Origin of the sequence: Enterococcus sp. ARL09-542, from assembly GCF_005234805.1 — a bacterium.
Taxonomy (GTDB): domain Bacteria; phylum Bacillota; class Bacilli; order Lactobacillales; family Enterococcaceae; genus Enterococcus_D; species Enterococcus_D gallinarum.
Window position 1 is genome coordinate 181022 of sequence record NZ_QPQX01000005.1, and the last position, 17834, is coordinate 198855.

General features: G+C 40.4%; 17 protein-coding genes. 7 read left to right on the forward strand and 10 right to left on the reverse strand.

All coding sequences use genetic code 11. The annotated features are described in order from the left end of the window. Positions 1-1023 carry a DUF916 and DUF3324 domain-containing protein gene (locus DVW06_RS07780; protein WP_137264539.1) on the reverse strand — a complete coding sequence of 341 codons (1023 nt, stop codon included), beginning with the start codon at positions 1021-1023 and terminating at the stop codon, positions 1-3. Between the two features lie 14 nt (positions 1024-1037). Then, positions 1038-1613: a WxL domain-containing protein gene (locus DVW06_RS07785; RefSeq protein ID WP_131732083.1), complete on the reverse strand. Its 576-nt coding sequence runs from the start codon at positions 1611-1613 to the stop codon at positions 1038-1040. A gap of 216 nt (positions 1614-1829) precedes the next feature. On the opposite strand from DVW06_RS07785, the gene DVW06_RS07790 reads away from it, so the two are divergent. Further along, entirely contained in the window at positions 1830-3350 is a 1521-nt protein-coding gene (locus DVW06_RS07790) for a helix-turn-helix domain-containing protein (protein ID WP_086269123.1), read from the forward strand. A gap of 136 nt (positions 3351-3486) precedes the next feature. Here the strand turns inward: DVW06_RS07790 and DVW06_RS07795 are convergent, their stop codons facing one another. After that, positions 3487-4374, reverse strand: a complete 888-nt coding sequence (locus DVW06_RS07795; protein ID WP_137264540.1) for an SDR family oxidoreductase — start codon at positions 4372-4374, stop codon at positions 3487-3489. 182 nt (positions 4375-4556) lie between these two features. On the opposite strand from DVW06_RS07795, the gene DVW06_RS07800 reads away from it, so the two are divergent. The 5 genes from DVW06_RS07800 (at position 4557) to DVW06_RS07820 (ending at position 8797) form a co-directional block, all read left to right on the forward strand. After that, on the forward strand, positions 4557-5264 hold the full coding sequence (locus tag DVW06_RS07800; RefSeq protein ID WP_029486647.1) for a DUF1576 domain-containing protein: 708 nt from the start codon (positions 4557-4559) through the stop codon (positions 5262-5264). Further along, positions 5261-5608, forward strand: coding sequence for a hypothetical protein (locus DVW06_RS07805; RefSeq protein WP_005471043.1), 348 nt, complete (start codon positions 5261-5263; stop codon positions 5606-5608). Before DVW06_RS07800 ends, DVW06_RS07805 begins: the two co-directional genes overlap by 4 nt. A gap of 242 nt (positions 5609-5850) precedes the next feature. Continuing rightward, positions 5851-6216, forward strand: coding sequence for a YxeA family protein (locus DVW06_RS07810; RefSeq protein WP_003126104.1), 366 nt, complete (start codon positions 5851-5853; stop codon positions 6214-6216). A 7-nt stretch (positions 6217-6223) separates the two neighbouring features. Continuing rightward, a complete protein-coding gene (locus DVW06_RS07815; RefSeq protein ID WP_137264541.1) occupies positions 6224-6976 on the forward strand; it encodes an ABC transporter ATP-binding protein in 753 nt (250 codons plus the stop codon). 12 nt (positions 6977-6988) lie between these two features. Continuing rightward, positions 6989-8797, forward strand: coding sequence for an FtsX-like permease family protein (locus DVW06_RS07820; protein WP_021150003.1), 1809 nt, complete (start codon positions 6989-6991; stop codon positions 8795-8797). Positions 8798-8970: 173 nt separating this feature from the next. Here the strand turns inward: DVW06_RS07820 and DVW06_RS07825 are convergent, their stop codons facing one another. The 7 genes from DVW06_RS07825 to DVW06_RS07850 all read right to left on the reverse strand — a co-directional run bounded on the left by DVW06_RS07825 (position 8971) and on the right by DVW06_RS07850 (position 16454). Then, positions 8971-9684: a demethylmenaquinone methyltransferase gene (locus DVW06_RS07825; RefSeq protein ID WP_137264542.1), complete on the reverse strand. Its 714-nt coding sequence runs from the start codon at positions 9682-9684 to the stop codon at positions 8971-8973. A gap of 329 nt (positions 9685-10013) precedes the next feature. Further along, a complete protein-coding gene (locus tag DVW06_RS17825) occupies positions 10014-10085 on the reverse strand; it encodes a hypothetical protein (RefSeq protein WP_081131684.1) in 72 nt (23 codons plus the stop codon). Next, positions 10082-12031: an Ig-like domain-containing protein gene (locus DVW06_RS07835; protein ID WP_238696170.1), complete on the reverse strand. Its 1950-nt coding sequence runs from the start codon at positions 12029-12031 to the stop codon at positions 10082-10084. Before DVW06_RS07835 ends, DVW06_RS17825 begins: the two co-directional genes overlap by 4 nt. Beyond that, positions 12016-13032 (reverse strand): adhesive domain-containing protein, encoded by a 1017-nt coding sequence (locus DVW06_RS17475; protein ID WP_005471024.1) that lies wholly within the window; start codon positions 13030-13032, stop codon positions 12016-12018. The genes DVW06_RS07835 and DVW06_RS17475 overlap by 16 nt, the downstream gene beginning before the upstream one ends. A 700-nt stretch (positions 13033-13732) precedes the next feature. After that, a complete protein-coding gene (locus DVW06_RS07840) occupies positions 13733-14464 on the reverse strand; it encodes a GntR family transcriptional regulator (protein WP_005471022.1) in 732 nt (243 codons plus the stop codon). A gap of 153 nt (positions 14465-14617) precedes the next feature. Then, positions 14618-15964 carry a PTS cellobiose transporter subunit IIC gene (celB, locus tag DVW06_RS07845; protein ID WP_131732080.1) on the reverse strand — a complete coding sequence of 449 codons (1347 nt, stop codon included), beginning with the start codon at positions 15962-15964 and terminating at the stop codon, positions 14618-14620. Next, positions 15948-16454: a hypothetical protein gene (locus DVW06_RS07850; RefSeq protein WP_005471020.1), complete on the reverse strand. Its 507-nt coding sequence runs from the start codon at positions 16452-16454 to the stop codon at positions 15948-15950. The genes celB and DVW06_RS07850 overlap by 17 nt, the downstream gene beginning before the upstream one ends. 336 nt (positions 16455-16790) lie before the next feature. Here DVW06_RS07850 and add point away from each other — a divergent pair, with 336 nt between their 5' ends. Further along, a complete protein-coding gene (gene add, locus DVW06_RS07855) occupies positions 16791-17813 on the forward strand; it encodes an adenosine deaminase (RefSeq protein ID WP_003126094.1) in 1023 nt (340 codons plus the stop codon). Positions 17814-17834 lie beyond the last annotated feature (21 nt).

Below are 17834 nucleotides of genomic sequence, written 5' to 3' on the forward strand. Positions count from 1 at the left end.
TCACTCACTTTCATCGGAGTTTTTACGCCGCTTCACTAACAAGAAAAGGATGATTGCAATCAATAGAATGATTAAAGCAATCAATAGATAGAACAGAAAATTTCTTTGAGCGATAGCCGCTGCATATATCGTAGTTCGGTTGACAGCTTTTGCTGCTTGACGATCGATAACGACCTTATCATCAAAAACCCATGTGCCTCGCTGAGAGGATAATTCGATGCGAATCGTATAAGTGCCCGGTTTGAGTTCTTCTTGTTCAAATTCACTATAGAGATCTAAGACAGAGTTTTGTGCGAATTGAAAATTTTCTGACTTAAAGCCACCGACGATAGCTTGATTCTTGTCACGTATCATCGTATTCACGGAAATATTCCCAAATGCGACGGGACGAATATTACTGATACTGCTTTTTAAAGTTGGCTTGCCATTTTTTTCGACTGCTTTAGTTTCAACTAGTTTTAAATCTGGCTTTGGCAGCTCTTGTAGACTTTGACGCATTCGTACCCCTAACTGCAACTGATAGTTTGATTCCAAACTTGCATCAGCTTCGTGAGCCGTTTCCTGAGGTTTGACTTCTTCGAACAAAAAAGCCCCTAAGATTTCTCCGTCAAACACTTTTTCCTTTAAATCAAGTGTAAAAATCACCTTTCGTTCCTCACCAGATTTTAGGCGTACTTCTTGAATGGGGTTTGAAACAAAGCTAGTAAAAGACTTACCTCCATAGTCTTCGGCCGTTTTCTTTCGTTGATAACTGATGATTCCAGTGGAAGCAGAATAACTATTCAGTGCATCAGCGGTGATCGTTATCTCTTCGGAACTCGTATTGTGTACGGCGATAATCAATTCCTGAACAGTCTCTTTATTTACCAGCAAATCGAAATAAGTTGCTTCACTTGCTTGATTTTGGGGAAGTTCTGGTATAACAGTAAATCTGGGGGTCTCAGCATAACCACGAGTCACAGGAAAATAAACAAAGCTGATAAATGAAAAGATCCATACTGCATTCTGAAGAAGTCTTCTCATTGTCATCCATCCTATTACTGTGCTTGATAAGAATTAGATAATGTCCACGTAATCGTTCCTGTATAGTCACCACTATAAACATTTTGTTGGGGAACGGTCAACGTTGTGGTCGAAAAATCAAAGGTATTGATTGCTAACCCAGTTGCGCCATCTGCGGTTGCTACTGAAGTAGGATCGGTAGCTCCAGCAACCAATTCAGCATTTGCTGATAAAGCTGCATCTCCTGCTGTTTCGGTACCTTTTAGTGTAATCTTTGCATTTGCTAATTCTTTTTGATCGGCATTCGAGATTTTTGATAATTTTGCTGTTAATTGCCAACCAACTGTGTTTGGACCACGAAAATCAGAAACAGATGACGTTTCATTTGATACCGTGGTGATCACTTTCTCTTGTTGAGCGAAATCTGCGATATTCCCAGTACCAAAATCAAAATTTGAAACACTACCAAGGGACAAAATCCCTGGATTGATGGTTAGTGCTGCTTCACTGGTCATTGAAGTAGATGGATTTGCTTCCGCAGCTAAACCAGTCACTGGGACCCCTAAACTACTTATTCCTAAAATACCTAATGCCAACACCATTTTTTTCATAAGTCATTCCTTCTTTTTTGTTTATTAAACAAGATGCCAATTTTCTGGCAATACTTTCATTTTTTCAACCACAAAAAAATGATTGTTTCTTCATCGCCTCACATTGACTTCTCATTTGTACTTAGTATAATCAAAAGTACCAAAAAAACGGATCACAAAACCTTACAAATAGGCTTCATATTGTGCGTAAAAATGGAGCAAAAAAGGAGAATACTGATGTACCGAGAGTTCATTTCTCCCGCAGAGGAAAAAAAGCTTGATATATTCAAAGCAGTATGTAACACCAATGGAATCAGCTTATTAAAATTATCAAGAGTATTGAAAATCCCCATCAAAAGCTTGCAAAAACATATCTACTTTTTGAATGAAGACTTGAAATATCTGTCCGTCAACCTTTGTCTCGCCAAAAATTCCTACAACCAATATTGTATCGAAAGAAATGGAGATAGTGCCGAACCTTCTTATTCACTGCTGGTCTATCATTACTTGCTCAGTTCTCCACAATATCAACTGGTTCAGTACCTTATTGGGCATACAGATTCTTCAATGTCCCAGTTATGTTCGGATCTTCACGTTAGCCAATCTCACATGTATCGTCTGATAAAAAAAGTCAGTCTAATATTAAAGAAATTTTACCTCTCAATCTATTCCAATGAAGAAAATATTGTCGAACTTGCTGGAAGAGAGTTGGATATCCGCATCTTTATTTATAGTTTTCTTACGCAAAGTGCACCAACCGAGTTTCAGCTTTTATCTGATCAATATATAACAGAATTCGAGCAATTCAACAGCTTTTTTGATGCTACTCTCTTAGATCAGTTGACTAAAAATAAATTGTTTGCCTTTTGGAAAACAATTACCATCCGACTTTCTCAAAAGAAATATTTGCCTGAAATCGAGAAAAAAGCTCAAGCACTCTTGAACTTTTACTCCTTTTTGCCGATGGAAGTTCTCGATTCGTTCTTTTTCTCCAAAACTAATTTAGATAAACGGATCGCTCAAGCCGAATACTTGTATTTAAATTTCTTTTTGCATATTTTCCTTCCTGCAGTTGTTGATCGCCAAAAGATTCAAGAGAGTATTGCGCTGGTTTACCAATCAAAAAAGCCTCTCGTTCATTTTTTTATTGATATGATCGAAGATTGGCGACAAAAATTTGTGCCGACTATGAAGCAAGATTCATTTGACCAACTTCTAAACAGTTGTCTCTTATTTTTTAATCTATCGATTTTTATCGATGTTGATTTGCTGAAAGTTTGGAATTTAGACTATAACTTGCCCGATGAAAGTTCGATTGACAACAATAGTCAAACTTATACAGCAATTGCTCACTTGTTAACAGAACATGTCAATACCTTTCCAAACAATGATTTAGACAAAGAATTCTTTCACCGTAAACAATTGCGTTATCTTGCCCAACTACTCTATCTGGAAACCACCATGCATGAAAGTCCAACTATTCGGATTTACTTTCGAACAACGATTCAATATCGAACCAAAATGCTGATAGAAGCCCGTATCCGATCCATCTACTCAGAGAAGTCGGTCTCATTCACTAAAGATATCGAAGGGGCGGACTTGATTATTACCGACAATTACGAAGAAGTAGCGATAACGGAAAAGCTTCTGCTACTCTCAGATATACTTAATATGTATGAATGGGAATCTTTGTTTGCAAAAATCAATCAAGTAATTACCAAAAAAATGTTTGCCCTCACTTGCAAATCCTCTTGTTGAAACAAATTTTTTATCATGATTCCATAAAAAAAGCGAAGCTGAAATATCAGATGGGTTCCTTGCTAAAGCAATGCAAGGCCTCTGTATTTCTTACTTCGCATTTTTTATTGTCGTAAGCGTTTTTTAACAACGGGTTTTAAGCAAAGAAGCTTCCGCCTGTTACACTATAGACTTGTCCTGTGACATAGCTGGCTTCATCTGACGCTAAGAAAACATAAACTGGCGCTAATTCAACGGGTTGGCCAGCCCGTTTTAATAATTCTTTTTGTCCAAACTCAGGGATCGCTGATTGTGGTTGTCCTCCTGAAATTTGTAGTGGTGTCCAGATTGGTCCTGGTGCTACAGTATTCACGCGAATACCTTTTGAACTCAATTGTGCTGCCAATCCTTTACTAAATGAAGTGAGCGCTCCTTTGGTTGCTGCATAGTCTAACAGATGAGCACTAGGTTCTGCACTTTGGATGGAAGTAGTGGTAATGATACTGCCGCCAGCCGGTAAATAATCCAGGGCTTCTTGAACTGTCCAATACATGGAGATGATATTCGTTGTAAATGTGTCCGTGATTTGTTGGGTGGTCAAATCTTTAATATCTTTGACCGCTTGTTGCATACCTGCATTCAAGACCAAAATATCTAAACCATCCAACGCTTTCGCTGCATCATGAACCAACTGACGCGCAAAAGATTCGTCTTTCAAATCGCCAGGAATCAATACAGCTTTTTGACCTGCTTCTTCGATGATAGTCTTCACTTCTTGGGCATCTTCTTCTTCAAAAGGCAAGTAGTTGATAGCCACATCCGCGCCTTCTTTAGCAAAGGCAATGGCTGCTGCACGACCGATGCCTGAATCCCCGCCTGTGACTAATGCTTTGCGGCCTGCTAATCGTCCTGAACCATTGTAGCTAGTTTCACCACAATCTGGTACTGGCTGCATTTTTCCTTGGACCGCTGGTGCTTCCTGTTCCTGCTTTTCAAATGTGCCGTTATAGTACTTCGTTAATGGATCATTGATTTTTTTTGACATGTTCATTTCCTCCTTATTTTTTTCATGCTCGTCATGTAGAACCATGACCTTACTTAAAAGTGTAGAGGAATGTTCATGAAATGAAAAACGAAACGCTCACTTCATGGAAAAATGCGTTTTTCTTGCAATTTTTGAAAAAAAGGACCACGAATCCTTAAGGATTCGTGGTCCTTTGATTTATTTTGCGGTTATTGTTAATAGCGCGTCACGGAGAGCCTCATAATCAGATGCTGTTTGTAGGAACAGATCTGGCTGACTTTGGTGACTATCTACCGTATTTGACGACTGAGTACAGTTCCTTTTTACTCTTCTTTTTGTGCGGCTTATGCGGGTTGCTCTTTTTAACCGGTTATTTATTGAATCACCGTTCTTTCCAAGGATTGGCTCATCTATTCGATGTTTCCGGTAAACTGGTGACAGACTTCGTCACGATTTTTGCATTAGGGGTCACACTGATGAACATGGCGATCATGGGGATGCTGCTGCTTGTATTCATCTACTTGCTTGGGGGCCAGCTATCAGGCCCATTACTTGGTGCTGTTCTGACAGTGGTTGGCTTTAGTGCTTTCGGAAATCACTGGAAAAATAGTCTGCCGATTTTGATTGGGGTCGTTCTTGCCACACGTTTAGGCTTTACCACTGAGACTTCGACCTTTCAATTGCTGTTGACTGCGATTTTTGGAACAAGTTTAGCACCAATCAGCGGCTACTATGGACCAATTGCAGGAATCTTTGCCGGTATTGCCCATGCGGCGTTAGTAAGCAATATTACCTACTTACATGGCGGGTTGAATCTTTATAATAATGGTTTTTCCAGTGGCTTTGTGGCGGCAGCTATGGTACCTTTGTTAGATGAGATCAACCAAATCAAAAGGCGGATGAACCAATGATAGAAAAGGAACAAGCACGGCGGATCGTGGATGAAGTTGTCACCTACTTTCTTTCCCACGACTGCCCTCATATCACTACTGAGATGTCTTTCGAAAAAACAGGATTTCGAGCCATTATTGCTGGGACCTGTCCAGAAGAGCCCAGTGATTTAGCCGTATTTGCGGAAATGTTGAATACCCCACGAGACATTGCGCTAGAAAGTTATTATATTGAACTTTTAGGCGGGCACCAGTCGATTCATGAAGAAAAAGACTTTTATTTATTAGGATTGTTGATCGATGAAGCAACAATCAGTTACGAAAAGGATCGCTTGATCATTACATTGTTTCGAAAAAAATATTGAAGGCCATGGGATCTCTTTGATGAAGGAGGTCCCATGGTTTTTCGTTTACAACGGTCTCTTGATACACGGAATGCGTTGAAAAGGTGAACCTTTGGTTAACAGCTCCCATTACAAAGGAGGGCATCACGAAATTGTTTTCATGACAAAAATGAAAGTTTATTGATAGGTTTTTCACACTACAATTGTTTTTACGCTCGCTATAATTCTCTTTAGACTTTACAAATTAAAGGAAGTGAGAATAGATGAAGAAATTTTGGATCGGCCTGGGTATCCTAATAATCGTTTTGTTTGCCGGGTTACAAATTGCTGAGAAAGTCATCATGGGCGGCCAAAGTTACTATGTTCAGATCACGACCGATGGCGAAAAGATCGAAACCGAAGACGATCGAGGCAATCAAGTGATCGAATATAAATATGAACTACCTGGTTACGACAAAGACGCAAAGAAGAAAAATCTGGAATTCTTAGGGATGAAAGATCGTCCTTTGAAAAAAGACGCTTACTTAAAAATTACCTGGAATCAAAACAAGGGCGTGACTTCCTATGAAGAAGTGCAAAAGAATGCTATTCCTGAAAAAGCGTTGAAACAATTAGAAAGTGAACGGTGATAAACAAATGGCAAAAATTATTGAAGCAAACGAATTAACGAAAGCTTACGGCAAAAATAATGAGAAAAAAACCGAAGCCCTAAAAGGGATCAGCTTTGCGATTGATAAAGGCGAGTTTATTGGTATTATGGGTGCTTCCGGTTCTGGTAAATCAACGTTGTTGAATATTTTATCCACATTGGACCATCCATCTTCCGGAAACATCCGCATCAACGAAAAAGATATCACAAAATTACGCGGTGATGCATTGGCAGATTTTCGCAGTAGAGAAATCGGCTTTATCTTCCAAGATTTCAATCTACTAGAAAATCTAACGGCTTCTGAAAACATTGCTGTGCCTCTCTCTTTACAAGGCGTACGGCCGAAAAAGATCAAACAGCTCATTCAACAAGTCGCGAATCGCTTATCCATCAGCCAAATTTTGGATAAATATCCTTCCGAGATCTCTGGTGGTCAAAAGCAACGGGTAGCCGCTGCGCGAGCATTAATCACCGAACCAACGATCTTGTTTGGGGATGAGCCAACGGGTGCCTTGGATTCAAAAAGTGCCAAGGATTTATTAGACATGATGGATGATTTAAACAAAAATGACCAAGTATCGATCTTACTCGTAACACATGATCCCCTTTCGGCAAGTTATTGCAAGCGAATCTTATTTATCAAAGATGGTAAGATCCATCAAGAAATCAAACGAAATAATCAAACCCAAGAAGACTTTTATCGTCAGATCTTAGTCATCTTAGGAAATCTGGAACAGTAGGAGGATAATGGTATGCTTTGGAAATTATCACTTACTGGTATCAAAGGCCGCTTAAAAGACTACATCGTCTTGTTTTCTGGTCTGGTTATGGCTTCTGCCATCTTTTATATGTTTCAATCAATGGCTAGTAATGAAGAATTCTTGAAAAACAATTCAACGATTGGTGTCGTTGTCATTATCTTTCACTTTGGAACGGTCTTACTAGGAATCATCACATTTGCCTACATTCTCTATGCCAATTCTTTCCTAATGTCGATGCGGCAGAAGGATTATGCCATGTTTATGATGTTAGGAGCAAAAGGACGAAAAATCGCCCAAATGATCTTCATCGAAACATTTTTTGTAGGGATTATTGCAACCATTACTGGTGCTTTAGCAGGTATCGGATTGACGAAAATTGTCAATGATCTTTTAGTACAACAGTTAAATATAAAGATTACTCATTTTTCGCCATTCAATGTAAAAGCACTTGTGATCACACTGGTCTTTTTTGCCATTCTCTTCCTGATCGCAGCAATCGTCAATGCTTCAGCCATTGCCAAAAAAGCCATCTTGGATTTGTTGAGAGAAACTAGTACACCTGCACAAATCAAGCAAAAATTCCCATTCTTATTGGTTCAAACCCTTTTGGGGATCATCTTTCTTGGAATCGGTTATTATGTTATGAGCGATCTAATGAAATTTCAAATTATGGGTATTGCGATTGCCCTAGTCACGATCGTTTTGGGAACCTATCTAGTTTTCCGCTCTGTGATCGTATTGATTTTGACATTATTAAAGAAATCAGATGCCATCGCACTGAAAAAATTGAATAATTTCACTTTGTCTCAGTTAAACTTCCGTATCCGTGACTATACGCAGATGCTTTCGTTAGTATCCATGCTGTTCGCATTAGCACTGGGCGCATTAACCGTTGGCCTTGGTTTCAGAAATGAAATCCCTAAAATGGCCAAAGCGATGACCTCTTATGACTTGGTTCTGAATAATGCCCAAACTGTCGACCAACAAAAAATTGCGGATTTACACCCAACATTGAATGTCAGCTATCGCCAAAAAGAGGATGACACAGCCGTTTATTACATTCAAGAAGAATTTGACAAAGATCCTTTGATCGTTACAGAACAGGGAGATCTTAGTCAGAGAGATGGTTACCGCTCACTAAATGGCCAAGCGATCGCAGCTGATCTTGCAGAACAGGACCAGCTGCGCAGCTTTGAATTGCCAGAACAGCGAGGGAAAGAAGTCAAGCTGCTTTCTGCCAATGCCTTTGAACAAGTGAACGCACCCGAAACGATCTTACAAGTCATTCAAGTCAAAGACTTTGAAGCTGTCCTGCCAAAATTAACAGCACTTGCTAAGCTGGATCAAAAAAACAATCCATCCTTAGCAGGAGAAAGTAATCTTATGCAACGAGCGGATGCTTATGACACATTCAACGGCATTTTCTCAGGATTTGAATTCATGGGCTTCTTCTTAGGAATTGCCTTTCTAACAATGTTAGCTAGTTGCTTGATGTTCAAAATCCTTTCAGGGGCTAATAGTGATATTATGCGCTACACCATGCTTAGAAAAATCGGTGCTCGCAATGGGCTTCTGAAAAAATCGATCCGCAAAGAGATCGGCGTGCTTTTCTTAGTCCCAGGATTATTAGGAATCGTTCACGTACTATTCGGACTGCAAATGTTTAAAATGCTATTGAGTGATCCCTATGATCAGATCTGGTTACCATTTGCGATCTTTGTTGCCCTTTATGCCGTTTATTATCTTTTAACGGTATGGCTCTACACCAATATCGTTTTAAAAAATACCGGAAAACAATAAGCACCCGCAAAATGAAGACAGTGAAATAGACAGCAAAAAACCTACGTCCAGTGTGAACTGACGTTGGTTTTTATTTTGATCTGAAGAACTCGTCTTTGTTTTCGAAAATGAGCTGATTTTCTCAGCAACATCCCTTTAACAGCTTCTATGTCAACACATGCTTTTTATTGGATTCAGTTGGTTGGGTTATATCCGAGATGCATGGCTACAGTACCTCCACTATAGCTTTTGACAACTATATTAGTCAGTCCTGCTGATTGAAAGTAGTGAGACAACTCTTCTTTGCCAGGAAAATCTCTAGCTGATTCTTGCAACCAAGAATATTCTTGGTAACTTTTAGCAAACAGTTTTCCTAACAGCGGCATAATGAATCGGAAATACGCATAATACAGCTGCCGCCAACCAATTAAAGTGGGCTGTGATGTTTCCAGACAAACCACTTTTCCGCCAGGTTTTACGACCCGCTGCATTTCTTTTAGAACGGTTACAAGATCAGGAACATTTCTCAGACCAAACCCGATCGTCACAACATCAAACGTATTGTCTGCAAAAGGAAGTGCCATTGCATTTCCTTGCATCCATTCGATCTTTGTCTTTTGCTCCGCTGCTTTTTTCTTTGCCACAGCCAACATATTCTCACTAAAATCAATGCCGATCACGTTCCCAGTAGATCCTGTTGCTTCTGCCAGTGCCAATGTCCAATCTCCTGTTCCGCAGCAGACATCAAGGATATCATTACCTGCTTGGACTTGCATCCGTTTCATCGTATCTTTTCGCCAGCGTTTATGTTGTTGAAAAGAAATCACAGTATTCATCTGGTCATAGTTCTCCGCAACACGCTCAAAAACGTGATGGACACGTGCTTCCTTGCCTTTGTCGCCTATCAACCTCTACACCATCCTTTTGCCTTCCAATCACGCAACCTGCGTAACCAAACGATTGAAAGCTTTTTCCATTTACTACAAAATTTAGTGTAGCATGGATAGTCAAAAAAAAAAATTCCTGTTTAAATCTGCATATTTTCTATTAACGTCTCTATTCTTTTCACTCTCAGTTTTCGTAACTCTTCAAACCATTAGTAGAATTGGTGGTAACGCAGCAGAAAGGCTATATAGATTCAGGAACATTTCTAAAAAAAGGCTCCTGCGACATGGACACATCGCAAGAGCTTTCTCTTATAGATCAGCAATTATTTGCTTTGGTCCAGTTTCAGCAGTTACTGATTTTTTTTCTTTCTTGATTTGAAGAAACCAAGACTACCGATCGCAACCAGTGCAGCACCGATCATTGATGCAAACCAAGTACTTTCACTGCCAGTTTCGGCAAGTATTTGCCTCCACTATTATTACTATTGATGTTGTTGCCACCGCTGATGTTCCCATTGCCGATGATATTGATTCCACCGTTATTGCCATTACCGATATTATTTCCTCCGGTATTGCCGCCACCAGTGTTACCACCACCAGTGTTGCCACCGCCAGTGTTACCGTCGTCAACTCCAGCAACCGGTACTGTGCCTGTAGCAGCTGCACTGCGGTATTCTTTGCCACCAGCAACGACACTCGCAACAACATATAAATTATCTTTTGGTTCGACGCGATTGGCTGCTACTACGATCCGGTAATTGCCTTCACTGTCTGTCGTACCAGTGCCCACCACTTCTCCTTGAGCATTAGAGATTTCAATGGTTACATTTGGATCAGCTTTCCCCGTAACCGGATACCCAGATGATTCATTGCCGCTGATTGTTGCAGTAGGTGCGGCAACCGTCACGGGACTAACAACGATACTCATCGGATCACTGACATATTTCCCATCAGTTTGTGCAGTAGCCGTCAACACATCTCCTTCCGATAGCTCGGCTACATTGATACGCCAATTGCCAGCTTCATCCGCTCTTAATTCAAGTGGTGCGGCAAAGGCACGGGTGGTGTTCAACCCACCCAGAATTCGCGCCATCACTGGTGCTGCTTCATTGATGGTCAGAATGACTGAAGAACCTGGCTCTGCGGTTCCGCTGACTGTTTCGTCCCCGGCAATCGCTGGATCAATGAGTGGCGTAGCCGTTTTTTCCATAGGTACTGTGATTGGTGTATTACCACTGCGGTAGTCTTTGCCACCAGCGGTTACGATCGCTGCGACGTTCAAGTTTTCTTCTGGAGCTACTTGATCTGGCGCAATCACGATCCGGTAATTGCCATCACCGTCGGCAGTACCACTACCTACGACTTCTCCTTGGGCATTGGTGATTTCAATGTCTGCATTCGCAGTTGTTCGACCAGCTACAGGATAACCATCTCTCTGGTTACCAGTAATTGATGCAGTTGGTGCAGAAACACTTATTCCGCTGACGATGACACTGACGGGTGTACTTGGCTCTTTGTCACCAACAGTAGCTACCACAGTCACTGTTTCGCCTTCAGAAACTTCCGGTACATTCGCAGTCCAATCACCTTGGTCATTCGCAACGACCGTCACTGGCTCTTCTCCGCTGACAGTTACCACTACATTGGCGTTCGGTTCAGCTGTACCGCTGATCGTTTGATCCCCGGCATTCACCGGATCGATCGACGGCGTTTCAGTTTGGTTTTCTTGAGTATCGGCTGGCACAACAACCGGTGTTGCTCCACTACGATAGTCTTGCCCTCCGGCAGTCACAATTACTGTAACATTCAAGTTTTCTTCTGGGGCGACTCGATCGGGGGCAATTACGATGCGATAGTTGCCATCGCTGTCAGTCGTTCCACTGCCGACAACGTCTCCTTGAGCGTTCGTGATCTCAATCGCTGCATGCGGTGTTGCTTTCCCAATGACCGGATAGCCATCTGTTTCATTGCCACTAATGGAGGCTGTAGGTGCTGCAACGGTCACTGTTTCCCCTTGAGAGACTTCTGGTACCTCGGCTGTCCAGTTGCCTTGGGCATCCGCTACTGCTGTGACTGGCTGTTCATTTCCGATAGTCACTGTTACTGTTGAATCTGGTTCTGCTGTTCCGCTGATAGTGGTGTCACCAGCCGCAACAGGATCGATGGTTGGTGTTTCCGTTTGTTCTGCTGCAGGTTCTGCTGCTAACCAGATGGAATTATTGCCATCCTCATCTGTAAATAAATCAAGTGTGAGTAGATTAGATTGAGAAAAAGTACCTGCAAATCGAGCTTCGTATGGATTCGACGGATTCGTCACACCATTTGCAATCAGCTCTGAAGTCGTTGGTGTCGTCACGGTCGTTGGCATCCAACTGTCGTTTGACCTAAAACAGATGCCGATGCGATTTGATCAGCAAGATCTGTCGTTCCATTCAACACAGCTTGTGCAGCATCGACGGTAACATTCAGAGTGGCTTTAGCTGTGTTGACTGTTTCTTGGACAAGTGTATTGACGCCATCGATCAATGAGCCAATCCCAGGAATGTTACTTGCTCCGCCCAAGATGCTCACTTGGATTTGCGCCTGTTTCAAGTTCTCCAAAATGGATTGGATGCGTTGGTTGACCACAATAAATAAGCCGTCATTCACATTGGCAATCAAGGCACGTTCATTATCTGTCAATCCAGCAGGCACTTCAAAATCGGCTTGTCCAAATTGTCCTAACTGATTCAATAAATCCAATTGTTCATAGATGTCATCTAGATTGACGGATACTACTTGACTGATATCAACGATGGAAGCTGCTTGATACAATAAATTTGGAAAGCCATTAATCGTCTCTGGAATCCCTAATGCATCCGCTAAGTTCTGATTCACAAGAGCATCCACCGTTCCTACCAATGTGTCAACAGCAGGCGTAAGCGTTCCAATCAGTGTTTGGATAGCGGCAATATTTTCAAGTTGCAGAGTGATATTTGTTGATACCCGGGCATTGCCATTTGGTTGTACAAAGCCAGTCAGCCCTTTTGGCACACCAACGATTGCTACTTTATCACCGTTTAAGACGTCAAGCGTCACCGCATTCGATCCGCTGATGGTAAAGTTGACTGGGTTGGTATCTCCAGGATTTGAATATGGCGCTGCAGCACTTGTTGCAGAATCATTTGATGCTTGGACATTACTAAAAATCTCAGCAGAAACCAATGATGCTTCTGCGATCTTTGGTTCCCACAACAATGTAGTGGGAACAACCACAGAACTCGTCAGTAACATCCCGCTGACCGTTAAATTCGCTAGTAGCGATTTTTTGTTTATTGCGCGTCTTTTTCTCCTTGAATTCATTATTTTTTTATAGTCATTGCCCTTCATTCTTACTCCTCCTATTCAAATAAATACAACCAACAAAAGTGACCAACCAACTTTGGCATTCGTCTTTTGATGTTCGCTATGATCACATATTCGGAGAAAGAGATCACAAACAAAAAACGTTTACAAAATAAAAAAAACACCCATTCAAATACTCGAAAAAATCTCAATTACATTTTTCAACATACCAGAACGATTTCCGTGCTTTTTTTGTGATTAAATAACTAAAATATTCATTTATTTAAGCAAATTCTAACATTTTTATTTTTATACAACAAATTATTAACACCATGAAAAATTAAAAAAATTTTATTGGAAATAAAATAACAAAAATCTTTTACTTTTATCGCCATCGTTAATTATTTATTACCTGTGCTCCTCTTTACGCAAAAAAATCATTAAAAAGAGATTTTTTTGATTTTACTCCTTTTTATTAACAAAAATTAGAAAATTTTTAATGTTCTCAGAATACGCTTCCATCTTTTCTTCTAATATTTATTTTGTAAAAAAGTGAAATAAGAATTATTTTCTGAACAGTATTCTGTTTTTTTTAAATCTTTTAAAAAAAACAGAAAAAAACTCCTTAAAAAAGGCGATTTTCACCGCTTTCTCCTTTTTAAAACAATTTTCAAACAAATAAGCCACCAGAAATCGTGAATGATTTCTGGTGGCTTAGACCATTTTATGAGCTACTTCTAAAGGATCAATCTTGTAATTTCTTATGCATAAACAACGTTGTTTCTCGATAGTCATAGAAGATTTTTGAGAAGGCCATCAAATCACCTTCTCGCAAGTAACTGTCGTCTCGAACAACCAAACTAGGGCTCCCCGCGTTCATGCCAAAAAAAGCAGCTTGTTTAGCAGTCAGTAATTCACAGCGGATAAATTTATCGATGAAACTGACAGTCACTCCCTTTTCTTGTGCAAAATATTCAAACATGGAACCGTACATAGCAGATTCTGGGATCTGACCAACGATATCTGCCAGATAATAGGATTTCTCAATCAAATACGGCTGATCATCCAGTGTGCGAAATCGTTCAACTTCAATAAAAAGCTGATTATCAGAAAATCGCTGGTGGCTTGGTGAAAAATCGATCTCAGCGTACGAGACCAAACGCTGTGTTGCTTGAACGGTTTGAATCAGTTTTCCTTCTCTAGCAAGATCTTCGGTAAACCCAAGATCACTTTGGACTGCTTTCTGCTCTTGCGTCAATTGATCATGGACATAGGAGCCTCTGCCTTGAATTTGGTAAATATAGCCGCGTTTACTCAATCTGCTTAGTGCTTGCCTTAAGGAATACCGAGAGACTTGATAGTGTTCCATCAATTCTTTCTCGCTAGGCAACTTTCCGTTGCGATCAGCTAAATCCTTTTTTTCGATTCGTGCGATTAAATCTGCAACTAATAAATCGATCGTCCATTGTTTTGTCATTTCACTTCTCCCCCAATGTTGTACTACTCCTATTTTACCGCAAAAGCTATTGCCTTAGTGGGAATCTTTATTTCTTTAATATCATGAAGACAAAAGAAAACCCAGCTAAGACATGTTTAGCTGGGTTCTGCTGATTCAAACTTACACTTTCGGTCAAGCTTTTCCTTGTTCTTCTGCAAATAGTTTGCCATCATACATTTTGATGAATGGGAACCAAATAAGAAAAGCAACCAAGGCGCAAATTAGCGCAAGGACAAATGCGCGCCAATCGCCACCTGAACCGATAAACCCTGAAAGACCAATTGGGGTTGGCCAAGCGACTTGAGCAATCGGTGGTTTGACAAACCCTAAATTGATTGCAAAATATGCCACCGACATAGAAGCCATTGGTGCCAAAAAGAAAGGAATTGCCGTATAGGGGTTATACACAACAGGCATCCCAAACAAAATTGGTTCATTAATGTTAAAGAATGATGGGACGATCGCGGCTTTACCTAATGCATTTAGTTGTGCCGATTTAGCAAAGAAGGCGATGAAGATCACCATGCCCAGTGTCGCTCCTGAACCGCCAATGGTCACGAAACTATTATTGAATTCACCGGCAAAAGCAATATTTGCACCGCTTTGGTTTTCAACCATGTTGGAAAGAACGATGGGCGTCAAGAATGAGGTCACGATCGTTGCTCCGTGGATTCCGACGATCCACAATGCATGCATCAAGAAATAGATGACTAACAACCCAACCCACGTACTCGTCAATTGCGAAACAAAACTAAAGGGAATCGCAATGAATTTGAAGATATCGGTCCCTAAAGCTACTAAAGCACCGTTGATCACGATCACGACTAAAGCAATCAACGCAGTCGGAATCAATGCAGTAAATGAACTTGAAACACCAGTTGGTACAGTATCAGGCATTTTGATGTAGATATTTCTCTTGACACAAAACGCGTAAATTTTCACTGCAATAATAGCCATAATAATTGCAGTAAAAATACCAGTCGTTCCTAAACGTGTCACACCACCCGCCATTTCCCAACCATCAATGATTTTTTGATCATCGGAAATAAGGGTCACAAGAGTCGCTACTCCGCCTTCAAATACTAATTGAGGTAGACACATGAAGAATGCCATCATTGACAACAAAGCCCCGTTTACAGGACTTAACGAAATTTTTTCTTCCTGCGCTTGGATCTTGGTATATTCATAACCAAAAACAATACAGAAATATAAGGCCAAGATCCCCATTGTTGCAGTATTTCCTAGCATATATAAACTTTGGATCTTATCAAAAGAAGCCGCCCAAATCGATGCTAAAGCTGGAAAACTTTGAGGTAAGACACTAATAATCAGGAACATTGAACCAACGATCGTAAACGGAATCGAAGCCATCCCGGCCGCCATCACCCCACGGACGATTCGAAATTGCGAGATTCGCCCCATTGGTCCCATTAAGTACTTATCCAGAAAGGTAAACATTTTACTATTTTCTGTGTTCATCTATTTTTCCTCCTTTATTCTCAAATGTCCGCAGATAGTTCAAGTAACTATCCCGATCTTTTTCGATCAACCATGCTTTTCGTTCCATATATAAACAACAAATCAATCCCAGAGTCAGACTAACCAGTAAAATCGGTCTGGCCGCAAGATTCAAAAATGGGAAAAATCCGTCTTGCCACCCTAACAGGATAAAAAGGATACCAGTAATGTTGACCCCTGTTTGAATCCAATAACCAACTTTAGTCAAGTGCAATCGATTTGATGTCTGCCAATATTTTTGTGTCTGCTCAAAGATGATGGCGCCATCGACCAAAAGCAAGAACACCGGTACCAGACCCATCACTGTCCAATTTGCTAGACTAAGCAACGCCCAATAAAGATTGATAAAGAAAAAAATTGCTGTCATATAGCGAAAAATCAGATAGCGGTTAAATCGCATATTTTTTTGTGCGTACGCATTGGCACCGGACGACTGATTTTGTCCTCTCATAGTTATGATCCACTCCTCTCTCATCATTTTTATCGCGAATAACAACCAAACTTGTTCGAACAAGTTAATTTTAGCATAAATCAAAAATCATGCAAGCGATTACTTTTTGATATTTGGTTGTAAAAAATAAACTCCTGAAGAAAATCGTCTATATTCGCACAACTTTTTAAGGACTATTCAGGTATCTTCTAGCAAAGTTTTGCTCTTGTGAAAACGGGGATTTTATGTTAAAAATGAATAAAAGGAATGTTGATTCAACAAGATGTTCGCTTTTCAAGTTATAAAAAAAGGTTTTTGGTGTAAAATACTTACTTTAAAAGGAGAAAAACGAAAATTATGGCAAAAGAAGTAACCTACGAATTTATCAAAGAAATTCCCAAAGCTGAACTCCATCTGCATTTAGAAGGAACATTGGAGCCTGATTTGAAATTACGATTGGCACAAAAAAATCAAATTGATATTGGTCAATCAACAATCGAAGAGGTGGAAGCAAGTTATCAGTTCGACTCCTTGCCTTCTTTTTTGAACATTTATTATCCAGCGATGAATGTCCTCCAAACAGAAGAAGATTTTTATGAATTGGCAATGGCTTACTTCAAGAAAGCTGCCGAACATCACGTCACTTATGCTGAAGTTTTTTTTGATCCGCAAGCCCATACCTCTCGCGGTATTTCTTTTGAAACCGTCATCAACGGCTATTATCGAGCGACACAAGAAAGTGAACAAATTGGTGTACGAAGTGCCCTAATTATGTGCTTCTTACGGGATTTTTCTGCTGAATCAGCAGCAGAAACCTTAGAACAAGCACTACCTTTTAAAGATAAGATTTTGGGGATCGGGCTTGATTCGGATGAAAAAGGCAATCCACCACTGAAGTTCAAAAAAGTTTTTGAAAAAGCAAAAGCCGCTGGATTTCATTTGACGATGCACTGCGACATTGATCAGGAAGATTCGATCGAACACATTCGCCAAGTCATTGAAGAAATCCAAGTGGAACGAATCGATCATGGAACAAATATCGTAGAAGATGAACGGTTAGTCGATTATGTGCGGACGCACCAAATCGGATTGACGTGTTGCCCTGTCTCCAACAGTTTCGTCGTGGATGATATGAAAGGAAAAGAAATCATCGAGTTATTGGCAAAAGGCGTCAAAGTGACGATCAATTCAGATGACCCAGCTTATTTCCAAAGCTATATTTCTGACGACCTTTATGCATTGAGCAAAAATTATCAGCTAACAGAGGACCAAATCATTCAATTGGTCAGAAATGCCTTTGAGATTGCTTGGTTACCAGAAGAAGAGAAGAAGTTGTATCTAGCGGAAGTCGATGCTTTTGTCGCGGAGAAAAACAATTAATTTTTATTCTTATACAGGCAA